The following is a 19,161-nucleotide window of genomic DNA, read 5'->3' as shown; positions in this document are numbered from 1 at the left end:
AGAAGACACACGATCGGTTATCCATCGGTGTTCCCCGGCAAACTCCGGTTTGCGATGCGTCTTGCCTAAAAACTCTACACTCAATATCGGTCAGGTGGGTCCACTCGGTCCAACAACAACCGCACTTGCCACTTAGCGATGTTGCGACACCGCCGCACTGGTTGACTCCGGCTTTTCAGTTGTTGGTGTACGCTCCGTACGCGTCCAGGTCACCGGCTGCCGGTTGAATAACCCCTTAACGATGCCCACCATCATGGCGACATGACTCATCACGAAATAAAACACAATTCCGCCCACGCGCGTCTCGCGAAAAGTTACCGCAAGCGTACCAGCTAGGCCAAGCAGGTAAAATATGATTTGCCCAATCAGTGCGATTCGATAGAAGATTCCACTGTTCCATAAGACCGCACATGATACGAATATCGCAACCAATAAAACCGGTTCAATCCAACGGAGAAGTTTGTGCGAGACGAATTGCCATAATTCCACCGGTCGGGCCAGTGGCGGCCATTGCCGCCGTTTGAGGATTTGCATCGCTCCGCTGGTCACGCGGGCGCGGCGTTTGAATTCCATACGAGCAGTCGGCGTGCCATTTTCATGGGCCACGGCATCCGGTTCGTAGGCTACGCTGCGACGTTGACGAATGACGTTCATCGTGGTGGTAAAATCATCCAGAATTGTGTCGGGTGCCAGCGGCTCAAACAATTCGCGGCGGATCACATACATCCCACCATCGACACCCATCATCGACCCAATCCGTGATTCTGACAGCTGCAAGGCCCGCTCGATGCGATAATAAAACGCCTCTCCTTCACCGAAATTCGAATCGCGACTCTTCAAACGGACATCACCACTGACTGCTCCAACCGTCGCGTCCTGCAGTCGCGTCACCATTTTCTTGAGCGCGTCCGCTTGAAACATGACATTGGCATCGCACAGACATAGCAGCTCGCCTTCCGCTGCGGCAGCAGCGTCGTTTAATAACGAGGCTTTACCCCGACGATCGGTAAAATCCAATAGCCGCACGCCACGATCCGCAAAGCTGCGGGCGATTTCCACGGTACCATCCGAACTGCCATCGCTGGCAACAATGATTTCCAAACAATCGTCGGGATAATCCATCGCCAGTGCATTTTCCAACTTGGCCTGCAACACACTTTCTTCGTTGTACGCCGGAATGACCAACGTCACATTGGGCCATTCACCGATCGCGGGTACATCGCGACGCCTGGAGAGTGCCGCAAAAATCGCCGAAATGGCCAGGTAGCCCAACTGGGTATAAACCAACAGTCCCAAGGACAACCAAAACAGGATGTGCCAGAACAGATCCATCAGATTCCAACTAATTTCAAACACGAGATGAGCGACAAGAAGAGTGCTTACTTTGCTGAGGTCACAACGCTTGGTTGCGTTTCCTCACGTTCCGGATTCCAGGTCGAGACGCTCTTGCCGAACATCACGTTCAACAGTCCCAGTCCCGCAGCTGCGTTGACCACACAAAAATAATTCGCAATATAAATCGGTTTCACATCCCGCAAGGCGGGCACCAGCCGCAATAACGCAAGCAGATAGAAACCGATATGCAATCCCAGGATCACCGAATAAAACAGACTCCCCTGCACTGCCAGCGCCACATTCGCGATGAACATGGTGACCATGAACAGCGGTACGAACCAGCGGATCAATTTGTGAACCACCAGTTGATAGGAGAATAGTCCTACGCGGAACGGATTGAGAACGCCGGGATTTCTGAGCACTGCGCGAAAGCTTCGATTGACGATGCGCGCCTTGCGACGAAATTCGCCGCCGAAATCAGCCGCCGTTCGTTCATAGCAGACCGCTTCGGTGTCAAACAGTCCGCGATAACCGCGGCAAACAATTTTCAGCGGAATCGTGAAATCATTGATGTCATCCTCACGAAGCGGCTCGAATAAATGCGTGCGGATGGCGTAAATCGCACCATCGCCGCACACGACCGAACCGATTTTGCTTTCCTGGATTTTTAGCCACGTTTCGTACCGCCAATACAGTGACTCCGAAACGCTCGCTGCTGAATCCTCTTCGATATACCGTTGATGCCCGACGACAAAGCCGACCCGTTCTTCGGCGAAGTGCCGCACGAGTTTTCGGACCGCTGAGGGTTCATAAATGGAGTTGGCGTCGCTGAAGACCACCAATTCTCCGGTTGCCCGCTCGAGAAACTGCGTGAGACCGAAGGATTTTCCGCGTCGCGGCACTTGCCGGTACAGGACCACTCCTTGATCCGCATATTCCTCAACGATTTCATCGGTCCCATCATCCGACTCGTCGGAAATCACCATGATTTCCAGCGATTCACGTGGGTAGTCTAAGGCGAGTGAGTTCTCAATTTTTTCGCGAATCACGGCAGCTTCGTTGTAGGCGCTTACGATCAGCGTCACCGTTGGCGTCGCATCGTCGATGGCGTGCGATTTGCGCAACGGTGCTAGTAACAACAACGTCACCGGATAGGCGAAGTAGGTCAGAAAGATGGTGCCAAAGCTGACCCAAAATAGGATTTGTAAGCTAAGAGTCATCATCATCAATCCAAATACACTTGATGCCAAATCTCAAACGTTAACAATGCCAAAATGTGCTCCGAATGATCGGCGCGCTGTTGCATGTGGTCATCCATCAGTGCCGTGACCGCGTCGGCATCGAAGTAACCGCGACTCTGTATTCGCTCGCGGGATAAGACATCTTGTAGCAACGGCTGCAGACTGGAACGGAACCAACGGCTGATCGGCGTGCCGAAGCCTTGCTTCTTTTGGGTAATGATATTGTCCGGCAATCGGCCGCGCATCGATTCCTTGAAGATATGTTTCATGCCCCGCATTCCGCGCAGTTTCATCGACGAAGGAATCCGCGCCGCCATTTCGACGAGACGATAATCCAATAGCGGCACACGCGCTTCCAGCGAGACCGCCATGCTCATCTTGTCAGTGAAAGCCAGTAAGCTATCCACCAAGCTTGTCTTGAGGTCCGCATACATCATTTGATTCAGCGGGTCGTGGCTGCCGGCGGCCGCATAATAATCGGCGACCTGTCGCGAACGGTGGTGCGTCTCCAACTCCGCCAACTCGGGAGACAAAATCCCGTGTCGTTGTCCGTTGTTATAGACGCTGACATAACCTTGATAACGGTCCGGCGGCGGCAATTCCGCCTGCGAGGCAAAACCACGTGCATAACGCAACATCGACTTGACCGCTGATCCGCGATCGACCGGCACACGATTGAGCAGCGGCATCACCATTCCGCGGCGGACTGCGCCCGGTACCATTTGATACATGCTTTGCAGTCGCGGCCCCAAGTACCGGCGATACCCGCCGAAAATTTCATCACCACCGACGCCGGACAGAATCACCGTTACCGATTCCCGCGCCATCTTGCTCACTAGATAGGTCACCAGAAACGACGTGTCAGTAATCGGTTCGTCCAGATGTTCAATCAACGGGTACATCAACTCCGTCACGTTCGGCTCGACGACGATTTCGTGGTGGTCCGTTTCGAATTTCTTGGCCACGATGGCCGCTTTACTCAACTCGTTATGAAACGCGTCTTCGCCGCCAAAGCCAATCGCATAAGTAGAAATATTCCCCACACCGAGTTCGTGCATCATCGCCACGATCGACGAGGAATCGAGTCCGCCCGATAAAAATGCCCCCAACGGCACATCGCTCATCAACTGCAATCGGACCGCGTCTTCCAGCAATTCCCGCAATTGCTCGCACCAATCGCCGAGGCTGTGTTGCTCGGTCGTGTAATCCAACTCCCAATATTTCCAACTCTTGGTTTGGCCGTTTTCGATGACCATACAAGTGGCCGGTTCCAGTTTGCTGATTCCCGCGAACATCGTTCGTGGAGCGGGGACATAGCCGAATTGCAGAAAATCGAACATCGCTGCCCGGTCCAGTTCGGCCGTGATGCCGGGCACCTTGAGCAGCGCTTTGATCTCCGAAGCCCAGGCGATTTGCCCGCCATTTTCGTAGAGATACAGCGGCTTGATTCCAATATGGTCACGTGCAATCAGGACCCGATGACGCCGGCGATCCAAAATACTAAACGCGAACATCCCGTTGAGGCGTTTGGGGAGATCGTCCCCCCATTGTTCGTAGCCGCGGACCAGGACTTCGGTATCACTATGCGAGCGAAACCGGTGTCCGTGCGATTCCAACTCTTTGCGCAGTTCAACACAGTTGAAGATTTCGCCGTTGAAGACGATGGCGATGGACTGATCGTCGTTGAACATCGGTTGATGCCCACCGGCCAGATCGATGATCGACAGCCGCCGCATGCCGATGCCGACGTTAGCGTCGACAAATTGGCCTTGATCATCCGGCCCACGATGCACGATCGCGTCGCACATCGCGCGGACAACCGCTTCTTCCGCGGGACGGTCCTTGTCTCGATAGTAAATGCCGGTAATGCCGCACATAGGTTGCCTTATCTTTAGTTGTCCGCGTTGGTCAAAGGGACCGCCGCGCGCTAGCTCAATCGACGATGCCGGTAGCCTGATCAAAAACATCCGCGACTTGCAGTGCCGTGGAACTCCAATCGTGGGTCTCTAAAATCTTCCGGATCTCCTTGCGGTCCCACTCCCGTGCAAAAGCGGCGGTCAATCCGTCGGCCGCAGCAGCCACGGACCGCTCTGGCAAAACCGATCCCAACCGGTCGTCGGCTAGGGTCTCGGGAATGCCGCCCACCGGCGTGCCGATGGCCGGAACGCCACAGGCGAGGGCTTCCATCAGCACGTTGGGTGACCCCTCGCGTGCGGAAAGAATGGCATACAAATCGGCAGCGCTGTACCACGTCGACAATTCTTCATGAGGCCGCCGCCCCGGCAAATGCACGCGGTCCTCTAAACCATGCTCGGCGATTTTCTCTTTGATGACGCTCGTGTAATCATTCCCGTAACGCGGCGAGCCGCCGACAATCACCGCGTGCAGTTGCGGGTGTGAGGTCTTGAGGCGACCTAACGCGTCGACCAGTAAATGAAAGCCTTTGTTCTCAAAGCAATCGCCAACGCTGATCACGATTTGCGCATCGGCGGGCAAATCTAACTTGCGGCGCGCTTCGTCGCGGGGCAGCGGTTGGAATTTTTGGCAATCGACACCATTGCCGATCACGCGAGTCTGAGCAGGATCGGCGCCCAGCGAAATCATCTTGGCTGCGATCTCTTCGCTGACTCCCACAAATTGGTCGGCATTACGCATCGCCCAACGAATGCGATCCCCCACCACGGGGCTTTCGGGAAAACGGTGAATATCCTCGCCGCGTCCGGTGATGACGACCGGCTTTCCAAATCGTTTTCCCAATTTCGTTCCCACCACACCGGCCGGATAGGCGAAGTGAGCGTCGATGATGTCAAAATCGAATTCACGGCGAATCCGCTTGGCTGCCTGCAAGACACCGGGGTACATCAGGTTTGCTTGAATGTATCCTCCCACTTTGGGCAGCATCGGATAACGCGGCCGCACGATCTCCAAACCGTCGATTGTTTCTCGTAAGGGAACTTGAGACCAGTCGTACCAGCGGGAGAGTTTTTTGATCGGCGGAAAATAGGGAATCGGAGCAATCACCCGAACGGAATACCCAGGTAGCTTGGCAATCGCACGCACACGCTCCTTCACGAAGACGCCAAAGGTGGGCATCACCGAGGAAGGAAATGACGCACTCACCACAAGAATGCGCCGCTGCTGATTCGCTGGCGGTTGTGCATCAATGGCGGTTGCTTGCATGGTTTCAGTCATGGGCACCGAGGTTTGCATAGTCACTGTTGATATTACGGCGGAAGTCACTCTCCGCACGCCTGAGCCAGCCCGATTTATGAGACAGAGCTCAATTGCTCCACCGTTTTTGTCACGCACCAATCGCCGACGCCCGCGAGGTCCGTCTGACCTGCGGCCGAACCGCCGGCTGCATACGTCACCTGCTGCCCGTCGATCTCCAATCGCCACACGACTTCGGCGTCATTCTCATCCGCGGTCAAACCGGTTGTCCCAGCGCCGTCGAGCGGACAGGAGATGGCAAGGTCACCGACTCGAACATCCAACGGCAAAGGATTGTCCCCGTAAAACGTGACGACCAGCGCCTTGTCGGTCGCGGGTGATTGACATTGGATTCGCCGCCCTTGCCTATGAACTCCGTATCCCGGAGCGAACCAGCCCGCGGGTGAATCCTCGACGGCCGGTTGTTCGGACGTTGTGATATCCAGTCCGTTGGTCCACACCTGTGGCAATGATCGCTCTTCGCCCATTTGCCAATTCCAGGTGATGCTGCGCGGCTGGTCGGTCGTGATGCGATCCGCCACCCACATTCCCTGCCCAGGAATTGCCAGGATGTTGCGTTCGACAGTCGTTCCGGTCCCCCATTCAGCACGCCCACGCATTAACCACGCATCGTCAGCGAGTCGTGCATCCAGGTGAGGTCGGGGTGCTACGTGTGACCACGCCAAACGTCCAGCCCGTTTGGCCATTTCGATGCCGTCGACGTCGATCGTATTGTGAGCCTCGGCTGAGCGAAAATGCCCGACCCAAGCGTCGTCGCCAAAATAAAACGGCATGCCGGGATCAATGAGAATATCGCGACCTTGATGGCGATACAGAATCTGCAAGGCATCAGCATGACCATGCGCCGTCGACGGCGTGGCATCGGCATGTAAACCGTCGCCCAATGGTCCGGCATCGAAACAAATCCAGTCCTGGCCCGAAGCGGCGATTGTATAACCCGACTCGGGTAAGACTGTCGCGGTGAACGGCAATTCATTTGCGTCTGCCGCCGTGAACTTTTGCGCGTCACAACCCAATAACCAATATGCTTCTTCCGAAAACGTGTTTTCCGGCGGCAATAATTGCGGGTCCTCGAAGAGGACGGCGCCCAGCACGCAGAGGGAATCGAATTCCCAAAAATCATTATGGTGCACCGGAATGGCTCGCGCAGAATCGACATCGCCGATTGCCGGCCAACGCCCCCCCGGTTGCCGAAAGGCCAACCCTGCCCGATAGGCATTCTGCACGACCGGTTCCAAACTCTTGATTGGCTGCCCCTGATCGCGAGCAGCGACGAGTGCTAGGGACATGAATCCTAACGTGTAATAGTGGTAACCGGTCGCCTGTTCGACGCAAAATCCGTCGTCGTAGAATTGCCGTGGCCCCTGTTCGTTCAAAACGCGGTGCCCTAACTGCTGCCAGCGTTCCGCGCCCGGCGTGCCGGACAACGCGCAGCCGATTAAATACAACCCGGCCGCTTCACCCACCAAATGGTTGTACGGGCTGGAATAATACGACAAATGGTGTTCGATATATTCGGCTTGTTCGCGCAGGCTGCGCGAAATCAATTCGAAGTCGCCCGGCTGCCAGCCCTTCCAATCGGCCAGCATGGCGATCGTCCAGATCCAAGAGATGCCCCGCATGGCCAACTCCAGTGCGCTGGTCCAATGCACTCCTTCGTACTGGCGATTGTTTTCAATCCAGTCCAGCAACAATTCACGAGCCCGCACCGCAGAATGTTGTTGTCCACCAAACCGCCACCCACGGGCTAGTTCCACCAGAAACTGATGCCGGCCCAATTCCCAGACATACTTTACATCGACGCCGTTGCCGATTTCGTACAGCGACATATCCGCGTAGAACTGTCTGGGAAAGAGATAATCGGTACGCGGGTCGGCCATCCAATCGACGGGGTTGTTCAAGTCGAGCGGGAAGCCCAATATCTCCGACTGCCCCGCCAGCACCGCTTCGGCACGCGTCGTTGCAGCGGTCGCCAGTTGCTCGTGCGTTTCGGGATGCTCCGTTTTGAGTCGTTGCAGTTGGTCCGCTTTTGCACCGGGAACCAGTTCGAGGCAATTACCAATCAGATCGGCAGCGTGCTGCGCGGCGACGTCGGCCGGATTGACATACCATTTCCGTTCGCGTCGCACGCGCACTTTCTCCGCCAGCCGCGTACGAATTTCGTGCGGCGGCATTTTTCGGAGTTTGTGGAACAAGCGTAATCGACTCATGGTGCTTATTGCTTCAAGGATCAGAATCAAAGAGCGACAGATTAGTACTGAGGCGATGCAACAGGCTGCTGCATTCCGGGCACAACCGGCACGTTCTGGTTTTGTGGGATTTGCTGTAGTTGCTGCGGCCGACCAAACTGCTGAAATGTTGGTCCGTAAATTCGGCTATAAGCAACAATCAAAGCCATCATCCAAAATCCCCATTCCGCATCGAGTCGGTCACCGAACATACATGTGCCGAGAAACGCCGTCATGCAAGCGGCAATTCCACACCCATACAAGGCCTCGTTCGTACGGCCTTGGCGAGTGCAATGGTTGATCGTCTGTCTTAATACAAACAACCCCGTTGTGACGAACAGCATTTTCAACAGAAAGCCTTGTATGCCCCATTCACAGGTCTCGTTAATGTATCCATTGTGGACCGACCTCCCGTCGAAATCTTGATCATTCACCTCTTTGATGTACTTGGGCCCATGAACACGTTTGAAACCAAATCCACCCGCACCGAGCGGATAGTCGGAAATCATGCGGATTCCGGCCTTCCAATATTGCAATCGGGAGGATGCGGACGAATCGAGTTCTTCTGAAGAAGTGAATGAAGTCATGAAGCGTTGGACAATCTCGGGATCTCCCAGCAGTAGCCAAACAGCAACCCCCCCCAAACAGAGTAATTTGAAGGCGCGCCAACGAATCGCTTTGGGCGCAAACGCCGCAAACGCAACACCGCTGGCAATCATCGAAAGAAATGCACCACGACTATTGCAGAGCAAAATTACGTTCAAGATAAAGGGCGCGGCCAAGAATGCTGTGAATTTCTGGTATCTACTACCAGCCATAAAAAACGCGCCGGCCAGTGGAATGATCGTAACCGCCAACGAAGCAAGTTCGTTGGCTTGTGTAGCCCCCGGAGCCCCCACGCCTTCCAATCGTCCGGCAACCATCTTACCCCGATCGTTGATCGTGGCCTCCCAGCCAATGTACCCCATCCCAATGATCAAGGTCATGATGACCAGCTTGAAATCTCTTTCCGTACGGATCGCCGCGATCATCATGAAAAACAACAAGACGAATTTCGCGACGAGTTCGTAACTCCCAAAACTCACGCCCCAATTCCTAGACAATAGAAAATGCACGGCCGTAGCATTGATGAGCAATAGGGTCGCCAACGTGATCAGCCGCCGGGTCTTGGCAGTCACAGGTTGATTTGAGTTGGGATTGACCGACCTGGATATGAGTACAGCGATCAGTAGTCCAACACCGCCGTAGAGATTCCAGCGATACGTGGCAATATCGCGGCCCCACCACCAATACGGAGGGGATGCGAAGAAGGTCAGCATGTATAGACAAACACCCCACGCCGGCCGCGTAAAAGCAAGCAAGCCAAATAGGACGAATAGTGCTAGGAATGCGACGAGTGAAATACTCACGTCACGGGCTCCGTAGTTTGAATGCTGTCGCCCACGCAAGACTGCGCACCCGACAAAGTCTCATAAAGTGCTTCATACCGTGCGATCATACCGTCTAAGCTATAACACTCCTGGTGACGCAAGATCGAACGCTGCCCCAATTCGCGACGCAGTTGATTATCCGTGATCATTTCATCGAGCGCTGTCGCGAATGCCTCGACGTCGCCGCTCGGTACGACGCGGCCCACGGCTTCTTCACCACCCACCAACAAGCCGCTGTCACCCACATCGGTCACAACTAACGGCAACCCAGTCGACATCGCCTCCAAGACGGATTGGCTCATGCCTTCATTCAAACTGCAATTCACATAGACGTCCATAGCAGCTAGCCAATTCGCCACATCTTCGCGATGGCCGACGAGGTGAATGTTGTCTGCAACACCGGATGCTGCCGCATGGGCCGTTAACCGCGGCAACTCCGATCCATCTCCGACAAGCATCAAATGCACGTTGCGACCGTTACCGGCTAGGTGAGCGACAGCATCGATGGCGAGCCCAAAATCCTTGACCGGCACCAAGCGCCCCACGCTGCCAACAACGACCGCATCGCTTGGAATCGAATATTGTTGACGGATCTCTTCTGCCGTCGGTCCCTGAGGATCTATCTCCGGGCGACTCACTCCGTTGGGAATGACCAGAATCTCTTGATGCAACCGACCGCACCGCTGAAGCACTTGTCGGCGAACCGCCTCCGCAACGGCAACCACGCAATCGGACCGCTCCAAGGCCCATCGTGTCGCCCGTCCTCGCAACTTGCGTTTCCAGGAGGATGAGTTCAAAGCATCGAGCTCCATGCCTCGTTCCGCATGAAGGTGCGTCGCTGTTCCGGACAATTTGCGAGCCAACGTTGTTTCCACCAAAGTGCCCCAATTGTGCGAATGCACGATATCGACAGACATCTCGCGTAGCGTTTTCGCCAAACGACGCACCACACCCAAATCGTTGCCCGGTTTTTTGTGCAATTCAATCACTAAAATATCGTCGCGCTCAAGCCACTGTGCCGCTGTTCCGTTTTTATCTAAACAGATAATCACCGGCCGGAATCGTTGCCGGTCCAATGCGTTCGCCAACCGTGCGATGCACCGCTCCAGGCCGCCCACACTAAAATTGTGCACGACAAACGCGACCGTCAATCGACGGCCGGTGAACTCGCTTTGCTCCAGGTTGTGTTCCACAGTATCAATGACCATTTCATCCCAACAACACGACTGCGCCCGATGATTTCAGCCGATCCCTTGTCCGCAATACGGCACTCGATCAGATTGCTCGAAAAACGACTATTGCTGCTATGCCAAATCCCTGTGCAATATCTCCGCAATGCGCGTCGACGTTTTCCCGTCCCATTTTTCTGGAATTTGGCTCGAACGATCCGGGCTGGACTTGATGCGGCCCACCGCTGCCAGAATATCATCCGTTCGCCAGCCGACCAATTGATTGCTGCCGCTCTCGATGGTCGAAGGCCGCTCCGTGTTTTCACGCAATGTGAGACAGGGAACCCCCAAAGCGGTTGTTTCTTCTTGCATGCCCCCCGAATCGGTCAGCACAAATCGCGCGCCGTCCATCAAGCTGAGCATTGAGTGATACCCCTGTGGCTCGACCATGCGGTACCCGTTCAAATCGTGCCGTTCAGCGAAGCCAAATTTTTGCAACTGTCCCCGAGTCCGTGGATGGATGGGAAACAGTACGGGAAAATCCTCGGAAATGTCATGCACAGCCTTGAGGATTGATTCCAGACGCTCCGGGTCATCGACATTCGAGGGCCGATGCAAGGTGAGCACGACATAATCTTTATCGCCGCACCCCAATTCACGACTGGAATGCAATGCTTGCGCCTGTTTGCGATGCGACAGCAGGGTATCGATCATCACGTTGCCGACAAAATGAATTCGCTCCGCCGGCACACCTTCGCGTTCCAAGTTGGTTTGAGCCGAAGGTTCAGAGGTAAACAGCCAATCCGAAATCGCATCGGTCATGATGCGGTTGATCTCTTCAGGCATTGCCCGGTCGAAACTGCGCAGCCCCGATTCGACGTGCGCCACGGGGATCCCCAATTTGACAGCCGTCAGCGCTGCAGCGAGCGTGGAATTGACATCCCCCACCACCACAACCGCCGCCGGAGGATTCTCGGTGAACTCCGTTTCCAGCCGCCGCATCACCTCAGAGATCTGCCAAATGTGCGAACCGGATCCCACACCGAGATTCAGGTCGGGGTGCGGAATGTTCAACTCGTCAAAAAACGTCTGCGACATTTTCTGGTCGTAGTGTTGTCCGGAATGGATGATCTTCGTCGCAAATCCGACGTCTTTCAACGGACGGATCAACGGCGCGATCTTCATAAAATTCGGCCGAGCGCCGGCGATAATGGAGAGTTGCATTTTCTAAGCTCTCAGTTCGGATGTTTTTCGTGTTGCCAATGCAACAGAGGCTCAACGGGCAAGGCACACTCTATTTTGAAATACTGCACAGCATGATGCCAATGTCATAATGGTCGGGCCATTGCGATTTGGCATACATTTCCCTGCAGTTCCAGCGAATCGCACGGCCAAGGTGCAGTGGATTGAAGTGCCGCCAAGGATTCTTGGGTGGCGGTGATTTTTTGCGTTGGAGTTTCTCAGCAGACCGAATTCGTTCGACCCGCTCGGTTTTTACCTCTCGATATCCCTGATTCAAGGCAAGTCGTTCAATGGTTGCAGGATGGAAATAATGATAGTGGTCAAAATCCCAGCACCACCAATCCTCTCCAGAGTGAATTCGATCTTTGCTTTGGTAATTCCCTGTCGTTAACAACAATTTTCCGCTCGGAGACAGTCGCTCCAGAACGTTCGCAATGACTTGGTCAGGGCGAGGGCAATGTTCAATCACGTCCCACATGACCACAACATCGAAAGGCTCGGTCTCTTCGAGTTCTTCGACGGGGCCGCAAAACAGATCAATCCCAAAAGCTTCCTTGGCCTTAAGGACACCAGCTTCAGAAATCTCTGTCCCCACAACCTCTAAACCATGGTTTTGCGCGACATGCATAAAAGCGCCCATGCCTGAGCCGATCTCTAACACAGTTTTGGCATTCGGGCATTGCTTCGTTAGCGTGGCCAACAAAACCTCGGCATGACGCAATTTGTTCTCAGGTTTCCAATAGGCGTTGTCTTCACACTCACCATGATAAACGGCATCGTAGTACTCACTGCCATATGACTTGTCTATTTGCGGGCATTGATACACATGGCCACACTTCGAACATTGAGCAATTTGCAACGGAATATCTAAGCGCACGTCAGCTCGTACCGGAGGTTTCTTTTTCCATTTGGTCGAGTTGTTTGTTCCGCAGACAATACACGGTAACGACGACGGCGGATTCAAAAGTTTCACTCCCAGTACTAACGGCAATGCAAATAGCTTAAAAATAACGAGACCGTCAACGAACGAATCATCGCACAGCAGCCAGGATCAAGAGACTGCTGCCGGGGAGTTTACGGCTTGTGTTTGTGGTCTATTATCTGCACCAAATGCGGTAACTGTTTCTTCGAAAACGTTCAACAAATTATTAATCATCTGTTGATAACCAAATTGCTCAATCGCACGTTCACGGCCAGCGCGGCCCATTTGTTCTGCGAGTTCGGGATGCTGCAGCATATATTTTAGTTTCTCGGCGAGTTGTTCTGCGTTCTGCGACTCAAACAACAAGCCGGTTACGTTGTCATCAATGTAATCTGGAATTCCGCCTGCGATCGATCCAACGGCCGGCAAGCCACATGCAGCTGCCTCGACGAGGACATTGGGCCCGCCTTCGCTTAAACTGGGCAACACGAACACATCTGCTGCACGAAAATAATCAGGAATACTTTCGCGAGAGACACGGCCGGGAAGAATGACCCGCCGCACATCGGGCCGTTCGTTTCGAAAGCGTTCGATACGTTCCAATTCAGAGCCGGTTCCGCACATCACAAGTTGTACTTGGGGCATATCGGCAATCAAGTGGTCGAAGGCTGCCAGCAGTGTCGCAATGCCTTTGACAGGTACAAAATTCCCTACGAATAGAACTGTCGGACGATCATTCAAATTGAGTTTGCGTCGACTGTCTGCACGATTGCCAGGAGAGAAATTCTCCAGGTGAACTCCTTGCCAAACGACCGAAACGCGATCGGCCGGTGCGCCCATTGAGATTGCTGAATCGGCCAATCCACGGCATACGCCGATAACGTGGTCTGCCTGCTGGAGTGTCGCCGCCATTTGCGGTCGTCTTTCCAACAATCCGTAATTGATCTCGGGCACACTAAACCCATCTGCTCCACGAAGACTCGCTACGACAGGCACTCCAACATGGTGGGCGGCATTGACACCAGCGGTGCTTTGCGGCCAAGCAAAAGGGCTGTAGACAATGTCGATATCTTGCTCGCGCAGCACCGATGCAATAGCACAGTCGTAACGTGCAATTTTGAGCTGCGATAAGAGGCGATCCGAAAGGCTTTTGTGTGGAATCAAACTACGGCGAAAAAAAGTCAACGAATTGAGCGTATGCCCAAGGTCACGAATTCGAGGAATGGGATGCAACGTGACATCATTAATTCGCACGCGCTTGTCCGTATGCTCGCTGATCGTGTGGATCTCAACCCCGGCAGCGGAAAACGCATCCAACTCTTCCCGAAAGAAGGTGAATCGCGAAACCGTCCGTCCAGTCTTGTCTGGAGGAACCAGCGCAAGTACGCGCAATTTGCGATCCTGGCACGTTTGACGTGTGTGAAGGGTCATTGGCATGACAAAACGGCTTCGACGATATCAGGATATTGAAACTTTAGGCGGGCTTAACGGGACTGCGAAAAGTAAGCGAGACCAATATGTCTGAACGGCGGTTGCGGGGTACGCATATAAAAAACGCACTAATCCCCGCCGTCACTAAAATTAAGCCGCAAACAACTGCCAGCTCCAACAATCGACCTGGAGCCCAGAAATAGTCAAGCAAAAATGCTACGCACAATGGAGGCAGGAGAGCAGCCAGACTGGGTGGCCAGACATCCAAATAAAAGCGGCGAATTGGCAGGTCAAGTGCCTTGCAAGTTGCCGCAGGGACGAACAGTAGCCCCACCAGAAATTGGGCAATGAGAATTGCGTAGGCCATGCCAATCGGCCCCCAATACCAGACGCCAGTCAGACCGAATACTAACGTGATACAGATCTCCAGCATTGCTGCAATCGCAATCACCCGCAACTTGGCCATGCTTCGCAAGACAGCCTGCAATCCCCCAGTCGACATCTTCAATGCCCGAGCAACCGCCAACACACATAGGACCGGCGTCATCTGCTCGACGTATTGTGGCCCCATCCATTGTCGAATAACCGAGCCACCAAAAAACGCAAAGAAAATCGCCAGCGACAACGAGGACACGGTCAGTAACCGCGGCGGTAAAACCATCAACTCCAACATCGCTGATTTGTTTTTTTGGGCATTGAGCCTACTAGCCAACGGATCGATCACCTGTGTAATGGCAGAACCCAATTGAGACGTTTTTTGGGTGATCGACTCGGGAATTGTGTAGAACAAAACCATTGCCGGCCCCCACATGTATCCGACAATCAGGCCGCCTCCATAGACAAGGAGCCGTGCAGCTGTGTTGGCCATCACGTTCACTCCACTGAACCTGAAGACCTGCTTGAGCATCTGCTTGTCGAAATACTGGGTCGAAATAGAGAGTTCCGGCAACAGCCAATAGGAGAATGCCGTCCGCAACAATTGACCCGTGAGTGTGACAGTAAAGGTGGCCACTGCCATGCCCCACAGTCCATATCCACCCAACAACGCAGCCACGACGGCAACGGCTTGAAACAACTGCATCGCCACAGCGACGATGTTGGTAATATCGTGGCGCTGCATGGCAGACAGCGCAGCCCCGTAAACCTGTGAGAGCATTCGGGTGGCCATTGTGGCGCCGGTCAAGAAGATGACCCACTGCATTTCGCGGATCGAATGATTGCCCAAATCAATCGTGTAGGGAAGGATCACAGAGGCAATCCCCACGATAACCAGGATCACAGCCCCAATTAACGCATAGACAGCCAACGACGTCACAAACACTTTGTTGACCGATTCGTAATCCTTCACAGCGAGATACTGAGCGATGTACTTCACGCCCGCGCCGCGCAGGCCCATGTCGGCCATGGCGTAGTAGCTGGTGAATGCCATCACCATTGACCACAGCCCGTACGACTCGTCGCCCAGTTTGGAAACGAGGTAAGGCGTGAGGAAAAAGGTGATGATAATCGCGCAGCCGCGGCCTAGCCAATTGAAGACTACGCCTCGAACTGCTAATGCTTTATCAGACATTTCACATCTTTAACTTGGTGAGGGAATGTATACTAGTCAGCGATTGCCGAATGATCTCAGGATGTCATCGTGACTTGCGGTGGGGTTTCGACGTCCGCTGTGGTCGTAGATTCGTTGCTGCCAGAAGTAACCGCGTTTAATGTGGCGGCCAGTTCGGCTGTTAATGTTCGACCGTCAAAATCATGAATGGCCTTGTCCCAGCGTAAGTCGGCGTCGGACCGCTGTCGATGCTGAATCAGGTTCTCCAGGACCGTAGCCATCGCTTGAGGTGTGTGGTCGGTCGCCACCGCTCCCAATTGATACTGGTTGATCACATCGGCCGTCGCACCCGCATGTGCCACGGCCAGGATTGGTTTGCGAAACGGCAGCATCTCGAAGAGTTTTCCCGGGATTTGCAGGTCCGTGCCGGGTTGAATTAACAACAGCAAATCGGCTGCCGCCATGCGGCGCAATGCTTCATCGCGCGGGACGGGCGGAGTGAGTGAGACGTACTCGCCGCAATCATGATCCCGCAAAAACGTGGGAATATTGAAATCGCCGCTGCAATTTCCGATCTGTTCAAAACGAATGGCAATGCCGCGTTGGTTGAGTAGTGCAATGGCTTCGATCAGTGGGCGTGGATCGCGCTCACGATACAAGGATCCGGCGTGCGTTAGTGTTAATGGCTCTGCAGCGCTGCGGGCGGGAATTTCACCGAGGAGCTGTTCGATTCGCTCTACCAAATGGCCATCACAGCCGTTGGGGATGGCGAGAAATTTTGATTCCCATTGCGGATAAAATCGACGGAAGTCGTCGGCCATCGCTTCGGTATTCAGGATGACTCGATCCGCCGTCTCGACGCAGCGGCGCTCGAACCAAGGGTACAAATTTTGTCCCCACGGATTTTGTTTTTTATGCCCCCAAGGCCGCCGTGCCCAGGGATCTCGAAAATCGGCGACCCAGGGTAAACCGGTCGCGAGTTTCAACCGTCGGCCAATGAGGTGAATACTGTGTGGCGGCCCCGATGTCATGATCGCTTGCGGATTGTGTTCGCGAATCATCCGTTTCCCAGTGGCGACCGCTGGGGACACCCAACCGATGGCCTTGTCGGGTGTGATGATCAGCAGATCCTTGAGGTTGACGCACCACTGCCGCAGCGGCCGCAACCGAGACGGCCGGGCCGGCGTTTCAGATTGCGCAGGTTGTTTTCCCTCAGGGGGTGCGCTTGCGGTTGTTTGAGTTTTATTCGTCGTTGCAGCAGCAGGTTGGGAGCGATACCACTTCTTCATCCGGCAACGTTCGACGATGATCGAGTTCAGTGATGGATCATCAAGCTTCGTCGCTGCTTGTGAATCGGCAGCCTCTTGTTCCATCGCGAGTATCAAGGGTTGCCATCCGGACTCCGGCAGATTTCGAGCGAAGCGTTCAATCCGCGGAACGCCAGGCGAGAAATCCGGTGGGAAATCGCGTGCGATCAACAATAATTTTTGGGCAACCGTCGTCACAAATAGGCTCCAGTGGGGCCGAACCAAACAGTTAGAACGTTCATCAACCCACCGCATGTGGGCAGTAGGGCGGGACCACTCTCACGAGCCCGCTGATATTTTTGTGGAGGACGCCGTGCATGCCGATTGTTCGAGCGAGGGTTGCAAAGCGTCCGTCATTGTTCCAAAGGAAACTTCGCCCAACAAACGATCCAACTTCCGATGGGTGGAACCGAGGTTTTGATAGTGCCGAAACCGCGAACGCCAGCCGCACGGTAGCCGCGGTTGTTCGGGATCGACTTCCCACGGATGAATGTAAAACATAAACGGCTGCCCGCTGCGATTGATGCGGTGGATGCATTCGATGGTCAGCCGCGCCGGATAGAGTCGAAAATACCCGCCGCCGGCAACCGGAAGATTCATCCGATTGGCCACGCGATAGACCGAAGGGGGAAACTCCCACAGTCCGCCCTGCTCATTCTCGATGCGATACGGGAATGGTTCTGCGTCGGGAATTCCATACCGGTCATGGTGCACGGGAAAAATGCTCGAATCAAACTCAATACCGTTTTCCGCCAAAATGTCCAGTGCCCACAACGATTGCCCGGTGACTGAAAAACTGGGAGCACGAAACATCTTCACCGGTTCACTGGTGATGTCTTCTATGATGCGGCAACTTAATTTCAGATCGTCGGCGAACTCTTCCGGTGTCATTTCGTAGATCAGCTGATGCCAATGACTATGGCTACCGATTTCATGCCCGCCGCGCTGGATGTCGCGAACCAATTCAGGATAGTGCTGCGCCGTCCAACCCAGGATAAAAAAGGTGCCGCGCACCTGATGTTTTTCAAGCAGGTCCAACACAGACCGCGTGTTGGGGACAACGCGTCCTTCGAAATCATCCCAGCTCGATGTGGGAATTCGATCTGCGAACGCGCCGACTTGAAAATAATCTTCAACATCGACAGTAAAGGCGTTCAACATAGGATCTGCGGTCGGAATTCGGGGTGGGCTCAACGGTCGGCAGCAGCCGACCGTCAAATCGATTGGGGGAGGTCGTTGCGAATCATCAATGCCCGAACAGGATGACTGCTCACAGTGAGTGTCCCAGTCAGAGAGGATCGCTGATCGCGTCGAGACTTCTTATTTGGCAGCCACGGGTGCTGCTTTGGTTTCTCCCGACGGTAAATCAAACAGTGCTTTGTTCAGCACCGGAATCAACTGTTCGGCGAATTGCAACGACGGATCAAGCTCGCCCTCTTTCAACTCCTCAAGCGGCGAAACGCTGCGCACAATGTAAAGCTTGTACAAAGTGTTGTTCCAGATGAATTCCACACGAGGATTGCTCGGTGCGACCCAAGTTCCATCAGTCGACCAGGTCCAATAGACCCGCTGTTGCTCACGGTTAGCGGCATCGGGACGATGAAAGTCGGCCGTTTGGAATTCTTCGACGAGCGGCTTGCCGGACTCTTCACCCAAATCGACCGTGACGGTCTCGGGGACAGCGCTCATCATGATACGTCCTTGCCCCTGAAAACAAATGTCGGGGGTATGCACGCTGACTGTTCCAGGACGACCGCAGACGATCAAGACCGACATGGCCATACGTGTTTTTTCGTTGACATATTCGCGGGCGAAAATCCGCTCAGCCTGTGCCCGCTTCGTATCCTCGGGATCGATCTTGCGATCGCGTCCCTTCCAATCTCCGAAATCCATCGGGATATTATCGATTTTTTTGGCCGCCAGAATCAATGCGTCCGCCGCGCCCCAGCGGCCTGCATAGTTACCGTGAACTATGCCGGTTCCAATGATAATGACCAAGGCGATGACCAGTGAAATTATGCGTACCATCTCGGATCTTTCAACGACAAACGAATTGTTTGGAAACTAACGCCGTCC

General features: G+C 54.2%; 14 protein-coding genes. All 14 read right to left on the bottom strand.

What is annotated here, in order from left to right:
• Window positions 1-132: 132 nt before the first annotated feature.
• Entirely contained in the window at window positions 133-1,332 is a 1,200-nt protein-coding gene (locus Mal52_RS01865; RefSeq protein WP_145373940.1) for a glycosyltransferase family 2 protein, read from the bottom strand.
• A gap of 47 nt (window positions 1,333-1,379) precedes the next feature.
• Window positions 1,380-2,561, bottom strand: a complete 1,182-nt coding sequence (locus tag Mal52_RS01860) for a glycosyltransferase family 2 protein (protein ID WP_197533644.1) — start codon at window positions 2,559-2,561, stop codon at window positions 1,380-1,382.
• Window positions 2,561-4,453 (bottom strand): asparagine synthase (glutamine-hydrolyzing), encoded by a 1,893-nt coding sequence (asnB, locus tag Mal52_RS01855; RefSeq protein WP_145373938.1) that lies wholly within the window; start codon window positions 4,451-4,453, stop codon window positions 2,561-2,563. Before asnB ends, Mal52_RS01860 begins: the two co-directional genes overlap by 1 nt.
• Window positions 4,454-4,508: 55 nt before the next feature.
• Entirely contained in the window at window positions 4,509-5,768 is a 1,260-nt protein-coding gene (locus Mal52_RS01850) for a glycosyltransferase (protein ID WP_197534596.1), read from the bottom strand.
• A 74-nt stretch (window positions 5,769-5,842) separates the two neighbouring features.
• On the bottom strand, window positions 5,843-8,017 hold the full coding sequence (locus Mal52_RS01845) for a heparinase II/III family protein (RefSeq protein ID WP_145373935.1): 2,175 nt from the start codon (window positions 8,015-8,017) through the stop codon (window positions 5,843-5,845).
• A gap of 41 nt (window positions 8,018-8,058) precedes the next feature.
• The gene (locus Mal52_RS01840) at window positions 8,059-9,444 is read right to left on the bottom strand and encodes an O-antigen ligase family protein (protein ID WP_145373933.1); all 1,386 of its coding nucleotides are present in this window, start codon (window positions 9,442-9,444) and stop codon (window positions 8,059-8,061) included.
• Window positions 9,441-10,673: a glycosyltransferase gene (locus Mal52_RS01835; RefSeq protein WP_145373932.1), complete on the bottom strand. Its 1,233-nt coding sequence runs from the start codon at window positions 10,671-10,673 to the stop codon at window positions 9,441-9,443. Before Mal52_RS01835 ends, Mal52_RS01840 begins: the two co-directional genes overlap by 4 nt.
• A 96-nt stretch (window positions 10,674-10,769) precedes the next feature.
• Window positions 10,770-11,858 carry a non-hydrolyzing UDP-N-acetylglucosamine 2-epimerase gene (wecB, locus tag Mal52_RS01830; protein WP_145373930.1) on the bottom strand — a complete coding sequence of 363 codons (1,089 nt, stop codon included), beginning with the start codon at window positions 11,856-11,858 and terminating at the stop codon, window positions 10,770-10,772.
• Between the two features lie 70 nt (window positions 11,859-11,928).
• Entirely contained in the window at window positions 11,929-12,753 is an 825-nt protein-coding gene (locus Mal52_RS01825; protein ID WP_197533642.1) for a class I SAM-dependent methyltransferase, read from the bottom strand.
• A 174-nt stretch (window positions 12,754-12,927) separates the two neighbouring features.
• Complete coding sequence (locus tag Mal52_RS01820) at window positions 12,928-14,229, bottom strand: glycosyltransferase family 4 protein (protein WP_231962672.1); 1,302 nt, start codon at window positions 14,227-14,229, stop codon at window positions 12,928-12,930.
• 43 nt (window positions 14,230-14,272) lie between these two features.
• Complete coding sequence (locus Mal52_RS01815) at window positions 14,273-15,799, bottom strand: lipopolysaccharide biosynthesis protein (RefSeq protein WP_145373925.1); 1,527 nt, start codon at window positions 15,797-15,799, stop codon at window positions 14,273-14,275.
• A gap of 56 nt (window positions 15,800-15,855) precedes the next feature.
• Window positions 15,856-17,283, bottom strand: a complete 1,428-nt coding sequence (locus Mal52_RS01810) for a glycosyltransferase (protein WP_197534594.1) — start codon at window positions 17,281-17,283, stop codon at window positions 15,856-15,858.
• Between the two features lie 81 nt (window positions 17,284-17,364).
• On the bottom strand, window positions 17,365-18,246 hold the full coding sequence (locus Mal52_RS01805) for an XrtA system polysaccharide deacetylase (protein ID WP_145373921.1): 882 nt from the start codon (window positions 18,244-18,246) through the stop codon (window positions 17,365-17,367).
• A gap of 159 nt (window positions 18,247-18,405) precedes the next feature.
• Window positions 18,406-19,113, bottom strand: a complete 708-nt coding sequence (locus Mal52_RS01800) for an exosortase-associated EpsI family protein (RefSeq protein ID WP_145373919.1) — start codon at window positions 19,111-19,113, stop codon at window positions 18,406-18,408.
• Between the last annotated feature and the right edge of the window lie 48 nt (window positions 19,114-19,161).

This window comes from Symmachiella dynata (assembly GCF_007747995.1).
Classification (GTDB): domain Bacteria; phylum Planctomycetota; class Planctomycetia; order Planctomycetales; family Planctomycetaceae; genus Symmachiella; species Symmachiella dynata.
This window is presented reverse-complemented; position numbering and strand designations above follow the sequence as displayed.